The organism is Paenibacillus anseongensis (genome assembly GCF_009757995.1).
GTDB lineage: Bacteria > Bacillota > Bacilli > Paenibacillales > NBRC-103111 > Paenibacillus_E > Paenibacillus_E chondroitinus.
The window spans coordinates 839,760-853,535 of the sequence record NZ_WSEM01000008.1 but is presented as its reverse complement, the minus strand read 5'-3'; the positions used below and the strand labels follow the sequence as shown (position 1 = coordinate 853,535).

The 13,776-nt window shown below is 47.5% G+C and carries 15 protein-coding genes; 14 read left to right on the top strand and 1 reads right to left on the bottom strand.

From position 1 onward, the window contains the following. Positions 1-7: 7 nt before the first annotated feature. Together murC and GON05_RS11435 are read left to right on the top strand one after the other, a co-directional pair. On the top strand, positions 8-1,396 hold the full coding sequence (gene murC / locus GON05_RS11440) for a UDP-N-acetylmuramate--L-alanine ligase (RefSeq protein WP_181646268.1): 1,389 nt from the start codon (positions 8-10) through the stop codon (positions 1,394-1,396). A gap of 153 nt (positions 1,397-1,549) precedes the next feature. Then, complete coding sequence (locus tag GON05_RS11435; protein ID WP_157319217.1) at positions 1,550-2,896, top strand: SPOR domain-containing protein; 1,347 nt, start codon at positions 1,550-1,552, stop codon at positions 2,894-2,896. A gap of 57 nt (positions 2,897-2,953) precedes the next feature. On the opposite strand, the gene GON05_RS11430 is transcribed toward GON05_RS11435, so the two are convergent. Next, positions 2,954-4,192 (bottom strand): N-acetylmuramoyl-L-alanine amidase, encoded by a 1,239-nt coding sequence (locus tag GON05_RS11430; protein ID WP_157319216.1) that lies wholly within the window; start codon positions 4,190-4,192, stop codon positions 2,954-2,956. Between the two features lie 146 nt (positions 4,193-4,338). Between GON05_RS11430 and GON05_RS11425 the strand changes: the two genes are divergently transcribed. From GON05_RS11425 to GON05_RS11370, 12 genes are all read left to right on the top strand, one after another. After that, positions 4,339-4,581 (top strand): DUF4321 domain-containing protein, encoded by a 243-nt coding sequence (locus tag GON05_RS11425; RefSeq protein WP_127455301.1) that lies wholly within the window; start codon positions 4,339-4,341, stop codon positions 4,579-4,581. Between the two features lie 47 nt (positions 4,582-4,628). Then, positions 4,629-5,240, top strand: a complete 612-nt coding sequence (locus tag GON05_RS11420) for a Maf family protein (RefSeq protein WP_157319331.1) — start codon at positions 4,629-4,631, stop codon at positions 5,238-5,240. Positions 5,241-5,337: 97 nt separating this feature from the next. After that, the gene (locus tag GON05_RS11415) at positions 5,338-5,790 is read left to right on the top strand and encodes an RrF2 family transcriptional regulator (RefSeq protein ID WP_127455302.1); all 453 of its coding nucleotides are present in this window, start codon (positions 5,338-5,340) and stop codon (positions 5,788-5,790) included. Positions 5,791-5,899: 109 nt separating this feature from the next. After that, positions 5,900-6,589, top strand: coding sequence for a RadC family protein (gene radC, locus GON05_RS11410; protein ID WP_157319215.1), 690 nt, complete (start codon positions 5,900-5,902; stop codon positions 6,587-6,589). 35 nt (positions 6,590-6,624) lie between these two features. Beyond that, on the top strand, positions 6,625-7,659 hold the full coding sequence (locus GON05_RS11405) for a rod shape-determining protein (RefSeq protein WP_127455304.1): 1,035 nt from the start codon (positions 6,625-6,627) through the stop codon (positions 7,657-7,659). A gap of 45 nt (positions 7,660-7,704) precedes the next feature. After that, positions 7,705-8,556, top strand: coding sequence for a rod shape-determining protein MreC (gene mreC, locus GON05_RS11400; protein ID WP_157319214.1), 852 nt, complete (start codon positions 7,705-7,707; stop codon positions 8,554-8,556). Positions 8,557-8,569: 13 nt separating this feature from the next. Then, on the top strand, positions 8,570-9,097 hold the full coding sequence (mreD, locus tag GON05_RS11395) for a rod shape-determining protein MreD (RefSeq protein ID WP_127455305.1): 528 nt from the start codon (positions 8,570-8,572) through the stop codon (positions 9,095-9,097). A 72-nt stretch (positions 9,098-9,169) separates the two neighbouring features. Beyond that, a complete protein-coding gene (gene minC / locus GON05_RS11390) occupies positions 9,170-9,829 on the top strand; it encodes a septum site-determining protein MinC (protein WP_157319213.1) in 660 nt (219 codons plus the stop codon). Between the two features lie 42 nt (positions 9,830-9,871). After that, positions 9,872-10,666 carry a septum site-determining protein MinD gene (minD, locus tag GON05_RS11385; protein WP_127455307.1) on the top strand — a complete coding sequence of 265 codons (795 nt, stop codon included), beginning with the start codon at positions 9,872-9,874 and terminating at the stop codon, positions 10,664-10,666. Between the two features lie 7 nt (positions 10,667-10,673). After that, the gene (locus GON05_RS11380; RefSeq protein ID WP_181646267.1) at positions 10,674-11,822 is read left to right on the top strand and encodes an FtsW/RodA/SpoVE family cell cycle protein; all 1,149 of its coding nucleotides are present in this window, start codon (positions 10,674-10,676) and stop codon (positions 11,820-11,822) included. Between the two features lie 176 nt (positions 11,823-11,998). Further along, positions 11,999-12,898 (top strand): M23 family metallopeptidase, encoded by a 900-nt coding sequence (locus tag GON05_RS11375; protein ID WP_157319212.1) that lies wholly within the window; start codon positions 11,999-12,001, stop codon positions 12,896-12,898. 1 nt (position 12,899) lies between these two features. Continuing rightward, entirely contained in the window at positions 12,900-13,766 is an 867-nt protein-coding gene (locus tag GON05_RS11370) for a M50 family metallopeptidase (RefSeq protein WP_309491800.1), read from the top strand. Positions 13,767-13,776: the final 10 nt, after the last annotated feature.

Genomic DNA, 13,776 nt, shown 5'->3' with positions numbered 1-13,776 from the left:
GAACGGCGTGAGTCAAGCAGAACACGTACATTTTATAGGCATCGGCGGATACGGCATGAGTGCTATTGCCAAAGTCATGCTTGAAATGGGTTACCGGATTTCCGGTTCCGACCTGGCACACCAAGAGTTAACGGAAAAGTTAAAAGCGAAGGGTGCGCAAGTTTTCATAGGGCATGAAGCTCGCAATGTATCAGGTGCTGATTTGGTTGTTTATTCGACAGCCTTATCCAAAGATAATGTGGAGATGCAAGCGGCGGAGGAATTAAACATTCCGGTCATTCACCGCTCACAGATGCTGGCAAGACTTATGAACGAACGCAAAGGCATTGCGGTTGCAGGAGCACACGGCAAAACGACAACCTCCTCAATGATCGCTTTGGTTATGGAAATTTGCGGAATAGATCCGACTTATATTATCGGCGGCGAAATCATGAATGTGGGCAGCAATGCCAAAGCAGGCAAGGGTGAATTCGTTGTAGCGGAAGCCGATGAAAGCGATGGTACGTTCCTGCAATATCATCCTACGCTTGCTCTAGTAAATAACATTGAAGCTGATCATTTAGAGAACTATAATGGCGACTTCGAGAATTTAAAGAAAGCTTATAAGCAATTCCTCAGCCAAGTAAGACCTGGCGGAAAAGCGATTGTTTGTCAAGATGATATGTTTTTACGTGAGATGATTCCAGCCATTCAAAGTGAAGTCATCACGTATGGAATAGATAATGACGCTGACTATGTAGCCAGCGATATTTCGTTAGGCGACCGGAAGGTTACGTTTAACGTTCACAACAAAGGCGCGCTGCTTGGGCAGGTTAGCTTATCTGTACCAGGGAAGCACAACGTGTATAACGCATTGGCGACATTGATCACATGCCTGGAAGCGGGACTGCCTTTTGAGAAGATTGCTGAGGCTATTCAAGAGTTCCGGGGGGCGAAGCGTAGATTCCAGGTGCTCGGGGAAGTAGAAAATATCCTGGTCATTGATGACTATGCGCATCATCCGACTGAGATTCAAGCGACGATCTCTGCTGCCAAGGCAACAGGCAAACGGATCATTGCCGTTTTCCAACCTCAACGCTATACGCGTACCTATTATCTATTTGAGCAATTCAGCCGCTCTTTTGATGAGGCGGACGAGGTGATTATCACCGATATTTATTCTCCTGCGGGCGAGAAGCGGATTGAAGGAGTAGATTCAGCTAAACTAGTTGAATTGATCAAGAGCAATAGCAATCCTAATGTTCAGCACATTGCCACAAGGGAAGATGTTCTTGGGTATTTAATCGATCATGTACAGCCAGGTGATTTGGTGCTGACGATGGGTGCCGGGGATATTTGGAAAGCGGCCGACGGTTTAGCGAAGTCACTGCGCAAGAAATACGAGACGAACGGTTAGAGGAAAGATCGCTGTAAGCCAATTGGCTGGAGGCGGTCTTTTTTTGCTTAACCAAACATATTTCAATTCTCTCAATCATAATCTAGTAACAGAAGATTTGGACAAGATGACGGCGGGTCCGTTTCCAAATACATTTTATGAGGAGTGAATGGAATGAGTAAAGCAAGAATCACGTATCGTTTCGACACCAAGGAGCCGGCAGAATCGAACCGTAAAGCGTCGCGAGTACCCGGTCCTGAAGAAAAGGTGATTCCACTCTATCAGGAAGAGTATAAGGTTGTAACGAATTCTCCCAATGACGGGCAAAACTCAGAGGAGATAACATCCTATCAACAAGCTGAGAGAGAGCAAGTAGAAAGCTTATTTGAACCGCATGCGCTGAATACGTTTACTACGGATTTCGGCAGCTGGAACAGCCAGATTGAGACGGAAGGCGAAAGAGTCGAGCGAATTATCCGCGAGTCTCAGGCCATTCGGGAACAGCAAGTGAGGGCAGAGGTTCCTGTCCAAAGACCAGAGCCGATAACAGAGCAAAATCGTGATGAATGGTCGAGCTGGACGCATAAGGGGCCTTATATCGAACCGGAAGTTGGCACTAGATATGCTAAATCAAATGGTGCGCCTTGGATTCGTATTGCCACCTCCGTAGCAGGAGCTGTCGTGACGGGAGTCGCTTTCGGATTTTTTGTCCTCTCGATGTTCTCGCCATCTGACCGCACCCCGACGGACACAGGGCCCGGCAAGACTACGATTGCTGTTCCTTCCGCTAATGTAGCGGCTGTTCCTTCGAAAGCGCCGGGCGGTGCTACCAAAACAGGCACAGATCAAGCAGCTGGCTTGCCTGTAACGGCTGGCGCTGTCACACCAGTTCAAATTCCGGCTAAATCCTATACATTCCTGCAAAATGGGGTGTTCAGCTCCATGCAGGGCGCCCAAGCCATCCAGGATACGCTGAAGAAGAAAGGCTTGGCATCCGCCCTGGACAGTTCGGATAAGCCCACGGTTTTTGTAGGATTTGCCAATAACAAAGACGACGCCACGGCCTTGAGACAACAAGTCCAAACCGTGGATAAAACGATAGAAGTGTATATCAAAAGTTTAGACATCCCGGCAGTGACAGGAATTCGTTGGGGCGGCCAAAAGCCCGATTCAGTGCCTGCTTTCCTAACAGAAGCAAATAAGCTTGTGAACACAATCAATGAATTGGCTCTTATTCATCTGGCTGAAACAAAGCCTAGCGCGCTCTCAGACAGTTCGCTGCAAACGATTCACACTTCTCACCAATCGCTGACTACGTTGTCTACGGCGCTAAATGAAGGCTTAAGCGATGACGCCAAGCCTATCGTCCAAAAGATGACTTCCTCCTTGAACAGTGCCGTGCAATCGATGGATGAGTACAAGAAAAGCCCTTCCACGGCGATGCTCTGGCAAGCTCAAACATCCATGATGCAGTACATTCTGGCACAGAAAGATTTGCTGAAGAAAATAAGCGTTTCTTAACTTGAAAAAAACAGGTGTCCTCAGAGCTCATTGGAGCTTTGAAGATCACCTGTTTTTTTATTTTGTGAAGTAACGATCTAACAGGGCAGCCATCTCTGCGCGTGTCATCGTTTGCTCCGGTTTGAACGAAGTATCTGTGATTCCGTTAATGATGACCTTCTGTTTCAAAGCATAAATGGCTTTGGCGCTCCACAAATCCGCTGGCACATCGTCAAAAGTTGCCTTAGGGGCCGGGTTTTGCCCACCGCTTTTTGTAGACAATTGAATGAGGCGGTCGAAAAGATAAGCGACTTCGCCACGGGTGATCGGTTGTTCAGGACGAATCGTTCCATCCGCATATCCTTGAAGCAAATTTAATTGTTGCGCTTTGGCGAAAACAGGGGTTGCCCAGTAAGAAGCAGGCAGGTCTTTGTACGTTTGGTCAGCCGTCTGGCAGCTATATACCGCTGAGGTGACGGTTCCACTAGGCGTACAAGCGGCTGCGAGTTTGTCGAATGAAAACGCCCGATCCATCAAAGTGAGGAATTCCGCTCTTTTCAAAGCGCGATCCGGTTGATACTGATTGTTTATTCCGTCAATAATGCCTTTATTTTTCATGCGCATAATGGACTCTCTTGCCCAATGCCCAAGGGTATCTGTGAATAAGGGAGGCGCATAGCCCGCAATGCCGTTCGCAATCCCAACGGCCATTTTCGCTCGAACGGCGTCGCTTGCAAGCAATGCTGCATCGTTGGGTTCGTTTAGAAAAGCGGTTTCCACAAGAATACTTGGAATGCTGCCCATTCTGGCTACGTAAACCGCGCTTGGAACTAAACCTAAGTTCTTCGTGCCGGCTGCCGAAACCAAGGAATCCAGAACATGCTGGGCCAAATCTTTACTGTAGGGTGTCAACTGTTTCATTTTGTCGCTTGCGGGATAATCTTCTTGGGGGTAATCATTGTCGTAGTAAAGTACCATACTGCCTCTGGTTGTGCCGTTCGGATGCGAATTGGCATGGACGGATACGAATAAATCCGCTTGCAAGGCATCCGTGAAATTCACGCGCTCCGCGAGTGACCAATACGTGTCATCGGTTCTTGTCAGGACGACCTCGTAACCTCGCTTCGTTAGCTCGTCCCGCAGCTTTTGCGTGATGTCGAGATTGACATCTTTCTCCTTCAAACCGTTCAAGCCCAAGGCACCGGGATCGCTTCCGCCATGTCCGGCATCAAGAACGATTTTATAGGCAAAAGCTTGATAAGGAAACGCTATCGTAAGTATAAAGGTGAGTAGAACAAGTCTTTTAAGTAAAGTCATAAGTTGAAGTACCTCCAAAATCTATCTTACTAGGAACAGCTAAGGATGTAAGCAGGTAAGAATCACCATTCGGTTACATTTTTCATGGAAAAAATTAGAGTGTGCCCGTATAATAGGGCTTGTACATAGAAGAGAGGATGACAGCGATGAAAAAAGGCACTTTTACCTTAGTCATATTTTTAATCATCGGATTGATAACCGGGATTATTGTCGGCCAGCTGCTGACTCCTGTGCCTGCTCTATCTTTTTTAACCAAATCGGCCTCGATTACTTGGGATCCAAAGGCAGATCTGCAAGTTGTGAAATATGAGCTGCATCTTCTGGTGAGACTAAATTTGTGCAGTATTCTTGGATTAGTGGGTGCTTTCCTCCTGTATCGCAAGCTTTAATCGGCATTGAATCCTATACGGACATTATCATAAGCTAGGAGTTGTTTCTGTTGAATAAATCACCAAACCAAGAGCAAAGATTAATTCTTGCTTCATCCTCGCCGCGGAGGCAGGAATTGATTCAGGGACTTGGACTACCCTATATCATTCGGGTGAGCGACGCAGATGAGACCGTAGAAGGAAAAATAACGCCTTCAGAACTAGTAGAAGTTCTATCTGTACGCAAGGCGTCAACGGTTCGCGAGATGCTGGAGTCCAGTGAAAAACACGGGATCATCGTGGGTTCTGATACGGTCGTTGTGCTTCACAATGAGGTTCTTGGAAAGCCCGTGGATGAAGAGGACTCTTTCCGGATGTTGAAAGGCCTGCAAGGCACGACGCATCAGGTATACAGCGGAGTGGCTTGCATTGATGCAGCTACAGGCAAACAGGTGGTCTCGCACAGCGTAACGAATGTGAAAATGAAAGCTATGTCAGACGAGCAGATTCGTCGATATATCGCGACAGGTGAGCCTAAGGACAAAGCTGGCTCCTATGCGATTCAAGGGATTGGCGCAACCATCGTAGAATCCATTGAAGGGGACTATTTTACAGTTGTTGGCTTGCCGCTTTCCTTGCTTAGTGATTTGCTGTTAACCTTCGATATCCAAGTTCTGTAATCTCTCCTTTCTAGTCGTTCACACATTGACTGTGCAATCTGTAACGGTTACAATGACAGTAAGCGACATGACATCGCAACTTCAGGGAGGATTGGCCATGAACAGCGAATTTACAATAGCCGTCCACAGTCTCGTATTTCTTGCAAATTTGCCTGATCATATGGCAACCAGTGAAGAAATTGCTACGAATGTATCCACACATTCTGCTCGTATACGCAAAGTTATGGGCTTTCTGCGAAAAGCAGGTTACGTTTCAACCAAAGAAGGCATCGGGGGCGGATTCATTCTCTGCCGTAATCCGGATGATGTGACACTTGGTGAAATTTACCGATTAACGTGTCATGGTTCTTTGAAACCAAGCTGGTGTTCCGGCGATGAGAAGAATAACGATTGTATCATTTCATCCAAAATGGATAAATTGATGGGCAACGTTTTCGCAGACGCCGAAAAGCAGATGGAATTATACTTCGATGGTTATACCATCGGCGGTATGCTGGAACGAATCAAAGCTTACGGATGCCCGGAATTGAATAATGAGCAGTTATCCTAGAAGCCCTCGGATCTTATAATCCGGGGGCTTTGTGTCGTTTTAAGACCCTTGTCGCGATGAATGGGATACGGATAAGTAACACAACCTACAGATGGAAAGAGGGGAATTGATGGAAGTCACAAGTTTAATGCTTCGTGAAGTACCGACAGAAGAAAGACCTAGAGAGCGAATGCTTCAATATGGAGCTGAGGCGTTAAGTCACGCCGAGCTGTTGGCGATTATTCTTCGAACAGGAACGGTTTCGGAGTCAGCGGTTCGTCTGGCAAGCCGCATCTTAAGCGAGTCAGGAGGATTGCGCAGCCTGGTGGATATGAGCAAGGATCAGCTTACGCAAATCAAAGGCATTGGTGATGCCAAAGCGCTGCAAATTCTAGCCGGCATCGAGCTCGGTCGACGAATTGCCAAAAGCACATTCGCAGAGCGGATTACGATTCGATCACCGAAGGATATCGCGAATTTAATGAGCGAGGAGCTTCGATATTTGCAGAAGGAGCATTTCGTTTGTTTGTTTTTGAATACGAAAAATCATGTGCTTGCGCAAGAAACACTCTCCATGGGCAGCTTGAACGCGTCCATCGTCCATCCCCGCGAAGTTTTCCGTGCAGCCATAAAAAGAAGCAGTGCGTCTATTGTTTGTGTACATAATCATCCTAGCGGGGACCCCACTCCAAGCCCGGAAGATATACAGCTAACCCACCGTTTGGTGGAAGCCGGAACTATTATTGGTATTGAAGTGTTGGATCATGTTATCATAGGTGATCAGAGATTCATAAGTTTGAAGGAAGAAGGCTTTATGTAATATAATAGGTTGGCAATAGGAAAGGAGTAACTGCCATGTTTGGAGGCTTTACGAAAGATCTGGGAATTGATTTAGGTACAGCGAATACACTGGTTTATGTAAAAGGCAGAGGAATAATCGTTAGAGAACCATCGGTGGTTGCTCTACGTACGGATACGAAAACAATCGAGGCTGTTGGAGATGCAGCCAAAAAAATGATCGGTCGCACGCCGGGCAACATTCGTGCGATTCGCCCGATGAAAGATGGCGTTATTGCTGATTTTGAAACAACGTCAACCATGATTCGCTACTTTTTGAGACAGGCTCAAAAACAGCGCTGGTTATTCCAACGCCACCCGAATGTGATGGTTTGTGTGCCTTCTGGCATCACGGCCGTAGAGAAACGTGCGGTGGAAGACGCAACGAAACAAGCCGGAGCGCGTGAAGCCTATACGATTGAAGAGCCGTTTGCGGCAGCGATCGGCGCAGATCTTCCTGTGTGGGAACCAACGGGAAGCATGGTTGTCGATATCGGAGGGGGAACCACGGAAGTAGCGGTCATCTCGCTTGGGGGCATTGTGACGAGCCGTTCCATTCGCATTGCCGGGGATGAAATGGACGAGGCCATCATTCAATACATTAAACGTACATACAATCTGATGATTGGGGAACGCACATCGGAAACGCTCAAGATGGAGATTGGTTCTGCACTTCCAATGGAACAGCCGGAAACACTCGAAATCCGTGGACGTGACCTTGTTTCCGGTTTGCCGAAGACAATGAGCGTAACCTCTGATGAGATCACAGAATCATTGACGGATACGGTGAATGCGATCGTTGAAGCTGTGAAAGTTACGTTAGAGAAGTGTCCGCCCGAACTGTCAGCGGATATTATGGATCGCGGGATTGTGTTAACCGGCGGTGGTGGTTTGCTGCGCAACTTGGATCGCTTGCTTGCCAGAGAAACCGGCATGCCCGTTCTGGTTGCAGAGAATCCGCTTGATTGCGTAGCGATTGGGACAGGCCGCGCCTTGGAAAATATTCATTTATTTAAAAATAAATCAGGTTCAGGTTCACGCTATAAGCGTTAATATTCGTCAAGAATTCGTTAGAAGGTGCTCATTTTGTTCAAATTCATGGGAAACAAGAGGCTGATTTTCCTGATGTTCGGTTTAGTCTGCTTCTTTATATTGATGGGATTAACGCTGGGAAACCGGGGACCGATGACGTGGCCGGAGAAATTCCTCAAAGACTCGGTATCGTGGACGCAAGGACTCTTCTACAAGCCCGCTGCGCAGGTAGCGGGTTTCTTTGAAGACATTCGGCAGCTTAGAGTCATCTATGAAGAAAATAAGACGCTGAAGCTGACCTTGACGCAGTATGCGCGAGATACACAACGTCTGAACGACCTGGAATCGCAAAATAAACGGCTGATGGAAGCCTTGGGCTTTACAGAACGACAGCGTCAAGCCAACGCATACACGTATCGGATTGCCGAGGTTGTTACGGTGGATAATGATCCGTACAACAGTACAGTGACGATTAATTTAGGCGACAAGGACGGCATCAAAGAGAACATGGCGGTTATGACGGTCGACGGATTAGTTGGCAGAGTGAGTAAAGTATTCGGCTTTCATTCCAATGTGCAGCTGTTGAAAGAGATTACGGATTCCGACAACAACTCCAAAGCGATAGCGGTTACTGTGAAAGGCAATGCGAGCCAACCGTTCGGCATGATTGAGTCTTATGACAGCAATACAGGGGAACTCGTGATGAACAAGGTGGAACATGCGGACGACATGAAAGTCGGGGATACGATTATTACATCAGGCTTGGGGCAAGTATTCCCTAAGGGAATTGAAGTAGGGACGATCTCTTCCATCGGTCCGGGGGAATTCGGAATCACCTACAAAGTTATGGTGAAGCCCAAAGCTTCGTTTAACCGTATTCGCGAAGTGTTCGTAGTCGAAGTTCCGGAAGTGAAATGAGGTGAGCCGTTACGTGACTCGACATTTGCTGTGGCTCATTCTATTAGGCTTGTTTATCCTGCAAGGCTCCATTGTGGTTTGGCTGATCCCATCTGCGTGGCAAAGCAGCGTTCATGTTACCCCCCATTTTACACTGGTCTTTATCTTGTTCATCGGACTTTTCCATCATCGACATTCTGCACTGATTTATGGGCTCTTGTTCGGTCTGCTGCATGATTTTAACTATTATGGGGCGATGCTCGGTGTGTATTCCTTCGGGATGGGACTCACCGGGTATTTGGCGGGACTGGCGCAGCGCAGGCAGCCTAACCTCATCTTTTATAATCTGCTCATTATAGGCGTCGGTCTGCTGTTGTTTGAGTTCATCGATTTTGGCATTAACCATTTGTTTAAGCTCATTGATATTGAGTTGAAATTTGCTCTCACCCATTACATGCTCCCAAGCGTGCTGTTTAATTTGCTTTTCGCCTTGATTTGCTACGTACCGATTCGCAAGCTGCTCGAAGGAAAGCGGATCGTACCTGCGAATACCGAAGATTAATTTTCCAGGCGGTTAGCAGGAGAATCCACGACAAGAGCCGAAATGTATAGGTTGGGAGGTCGTCATTCAATTATGTCTGTAGCTAAGCACCATGTGATGATAAAAGGGGTCAAGGATGGCCTTGTTTTTTTACTAAACGATGCATGTGAGTGGCAAGATTTGCTGAAAGAGCTGCAGCATAAGCTGGAGAAAACCCATCAGCAAATACTGACCGGACCGATTATTCATGTGCACGTTAAATTAGGCAGCAGGGAAGCAACCGAGGAGCAGAAAGAAGAAATCAGATCTGTCATTAAGCAAAAGGGCAATCTGCTGATTCAATCGATCGAAAGCGAACCTCGGAAGGAAGTAGTCGTAGAACCTGCTGCAAGAATGTCAACGCTAAGAGGCATGATTCGTTCGGGACAAACCCTCCATCATGAGGGGGATTTACTTTATTTAGGCGATGTTAATCCAGGCGGAACAATTACCTCTACCGGGAACATTTACATTATGGGCTCGCTTCGCGGAATGGCGCATGCCGGGATTGACGGCGATGATAAAGCGATTATTGCCGCTTCTCATATGCGTCCTACCCAATTGCGGATCGCTGGAATTATTAGTCGTTCTCCGGATGAATGGGGCATTGAAGAAGCTTTTATGGAGTTTGCTTATGTGAAAGATGGTAAAATGGAAATCGATAAGCTTCATCAGCTTCATCGGATTTCCCCTGATTCGAATTTGAAATTATAAACTTATATACGTTATAGAAAATAGCGCGTGGGGTGAGAACATATGGGAGAGGCAATCGTTGTTACTTCGGGAAAAGGCGGCGTTGGCAAAACAACGACTTCAGCAAATCTTGGAACAGCATTGGCGCTTTTAGGGAAAAAAGTATGCATGGTGGACACCGATATTGGCCTGCGCAATTTGGATGTCGTCATGGGACTCGAGAACCGAATCATTTATGACCTTGTGGATGTTGCGGAAGGACGCTGCCGTTTACCACAAGCCTTAATCAAAGATAAGCGCTTCGAAGAACTGTATCTGCTGCCTGCTGCTCAGACGAAGGACAAGCATGCGGTATCGCCGGAGCAAGTGAAAGATATTATTCTTGATCTTAAAAAAGACTTTGAATTCGTCATCATAGACTGCCCCGCAGGCATTGAGCAAGGCTTCAAAAATGCGGTAGCGGGCGCTGACAAAGCGATCGTTGTAACGACTCCGGAGAACGCTGCTGTACGGGATGCCGATCGCATTATCGGACTGCTGGAGAATGAGAAAATTTCTTCGCCGAAGCTCATCATTAACCGAATTCGCCCGATGATGATGAAAAAAGGCGAGATGCTGGATATTGACGAAATCTGCTCAGTGCTAGCCATCGATCTGCTCGGCATTGTGCCAGATGACGAACATGTCATTAAGGCGGCCAATGCAGGTGAGCCGACCGTGATGAACCCATCGTCCCGCGCTGCGATTGCTTATCGAAACGTGGCTCGCCGGATTTTGGGCGACACGGTGCCTCTCATGCAGCTCGAAGACAAGACTGGCTGGGTCAAACGTATGAAAAAGTTTATCGGAATAGGATGATCTTGCTGTGCTCGCAAAACTGAAAAACATCGACATTCCTATTGTTGTTATTTTGTTCGCTTTCATGGTTATCAGCACAATGACGGTCTACAGTGCGTCCGTGGATCATCCGTCCATTGTCATCTCGATATCCAAAATACTTATTCTCTATGCCGTTGGATTACTTGCCTTTCTAGCCTGCAGCCTTTTTGATTATCGTGTACTCATACGGATTGCTCCTGTCTTGTACGGTATCGGTATCGTATCTTTGGTGGCCGTTTATTTTTTCGGTAAAAAAATTCACGGAGCGCGCGGCTGGTTTGAACTTCCGGGAGGCCTGACCTTCCAACCGGCGGAACTTGTGAAGCTGATTTTGATCATTTGCGTGACAGCGCTACTGGCCAAACGCGGCGGCGAGCTGCTGCAAATCAAAAACGATCTGATCCCTGTATGCGCGGCTGTTCTGCTTCCGTTTATTCTCGTTTTGATCCAGCCGGACTTGGGGAATGCGATTATTTTCGTCATTATCCTGCTCGGTATGCTTTGGATCGGTAACATCAAATACACGCATGTTTTATTGAGCGTCGTTATCTTTGCAGGGCTGGGTTTCCTGCTGCTCACCCTTTATAAGACATTCCATACAAGTTTGTTTGAAACACTCAAAGCGTACGGCTTCAGCCACTGGATGGACCGTATCGACACCTACCTATACCCGCAAGATGTAACGGAAGATGATAGTTATCAAGTGAAAAATGCGATCAGAGCAATCGGGTCAGGGGGACTGGAAGGCGAGGGCTACCTAAAGGGAACTTCTGTCCACAGTAACTTCATTCCTTTTGCTTATTCGGATTCCATCTTTGTTGTGGTGGGGGAAGAATTCGGCTTCAGAGGTTCTGCCGTTCTGCTGCTCATCTATTTCTTGCTGATCTACCGCATGATTCTGATTTCCATTCAAAGCACTCAGCTTAGCGGAGCTTATATTGTGGTTGGCGTTGTCTCTATGTTCGTCTTTCAAATTTTTGAAAATGTGGGCATGATGATCGGCATTATGCCATTAACGGGAATCACCCTGCCATTCGTTAGTTACGGGGGAACCTCGCTTTTGATCAACATGCTGTCGCTTGGCCTGGTGATGAGCGTTAAGCTCCATCAGGATCGTGAACCGGAATTGTTTTAAAAAGGATAAGTCCCTGGCGAACAGTCAGGGGCTTTTTTTCTGTCCGATCGGAGGCGTTTCCCTGCGGATTATCACATAATCTTGTCCTTCTTCTCATAGGCTGTACTATGCGAGATTTGCGAATACAGCGATATGAAGATTGTTTTCCGGGAGGAAAACGTTTGGGAGGGGCTTCCATGGAAGTCAAAGATAAAGTGAAACAAAGGCGATTGGAACGGCTTCGCCATTTGCGCGAATCATCGGAGCATGCGAACGTCAATGGGAGTCCGGCGAGAGCAACCAGAGCGATGGAACATGTGCCTGTGCCGCCACGGCAGCAGCAGGTGGAACTTCCGCTTTATGTGGATGCGGACTGGAAAAGGCGTATGGAAGATCCCGAATATGCTTGGCAGCAAAAAATATTGATGGACAAGACGCTAAGCGGCGGCGGACCACCGGAAGATGGAGAGAGAGGGCTGTTCGCGCCTCCTTCGCCACGCAAAATAGCGGTCAAGCTGTTGGTTAGCTGTGTGCTTTTTGCCTCTCTGTACGGCATGTTTCAGTTGAATCAGCCATGGGCGAATAAAGGCAAGCAGTTCGTTGCGGCTTCGTTAACACAGTCTTATGATTTTAACGCCTTATCGACTTGGTATACGAATCAATTCGGTGGTTCGCCGTCCTTTATTCCGAGCTTTAATCGTGTAGGGGACGAGGCCGTAAAGGTAAGTACCTCTAAGCGGACCCTGTATGCCCCTGTAAAAGGAAGTATCATCAAGCCGTTCGATGGGACCAATCAGCTTGGCGTCACGCTAAATACGGCGGAGTATGCGCCTGTCTATGCGCTGGACACGGGACAAGTCGTTTTCTCCGGGGTATCGGCTGAAACGGGTACAACGGTTATCATCCGCCATCCAGGAGGAATGCAGTCCCTGTACGGGGGCTTAAGCGAGGTTAGCGTTGAAACAGGAGATTGGATGAAGGTAGGAGAACTCGTCGGCAAAGCCTCTAAGAAAGATCCGGCCAAAGGGACACTTTATGTCGCGTTTACGAGAGATGGCCGCCCTGTCAACCCAACGGATGTGATCTCCTTTGATTAAAGTGGCCGGAACGACCTATCGGTTTCACCCTTTATTTACACTTGTTCTAATAGGCTCATCTTTGACGGGCTATTTTCTTGAGGCGATTACCTTATTCGGCATCGTTCTCGTTCATGAACTCGGTCACCTAGCTGCTGCTAACGGCTTCGGCTGGCGGGTGCGGGAGGTCCAATTGCTCCCTTTCGGCGGTGTGCTTGTTGTTGATGAGCTAGGAAGTGTACCGACCTGGGAGGAGCTCGTGGTGGCTTTAGCGGGGCCGTTGCAGCATGTATGGTTGATTATTCTGGCGCTTCTTATGAAGTGGCTGGAGGTTGGGACCGCGAGTTGGTGGGATTACTTTATTGAAGCTAACATCATGATCTGTTTGTTCAACCTTCTTCCGGTCATGCCGCTGGATGGCGGAAAAGTGATGCAGTCCTTACTTGGGTATTTATTGTCGTACCATAACACGATTTTATATTCGGTTTGGATATCCATGTTCTTAAGTCTTGGCATCATTGTGATGGCAATTCTACAGCTGATTAGCGGGCAGCTGCCGCTGAATATATTAGTGATCGGCATTTTTCTGCTAGTGTCAAATTGGTATGCGTACCGGCAGCTGCCGTATCACTTTTTTCGCTTTCTGATTGGCCGCGGGAGCCGGGTAAGCTTGCTGCTGAGCCGCGGCACTCTGGCGCAGCCGATTGTCATAACAAAACATCGGACAATGGCCGATACGTTGAAGCTTTTTATGCGGGAAAAATACCATTTAATTTACATTGTCAACGAGGCGGGACGCATTCAAGCTATATTGCCTGAACAGCAGTTGGTGAGCGGTTATTTGGATGGAAAAAAACCGGGGAGTGCAGTTTCCGATCTTTTCATGTAAAATAACTGGT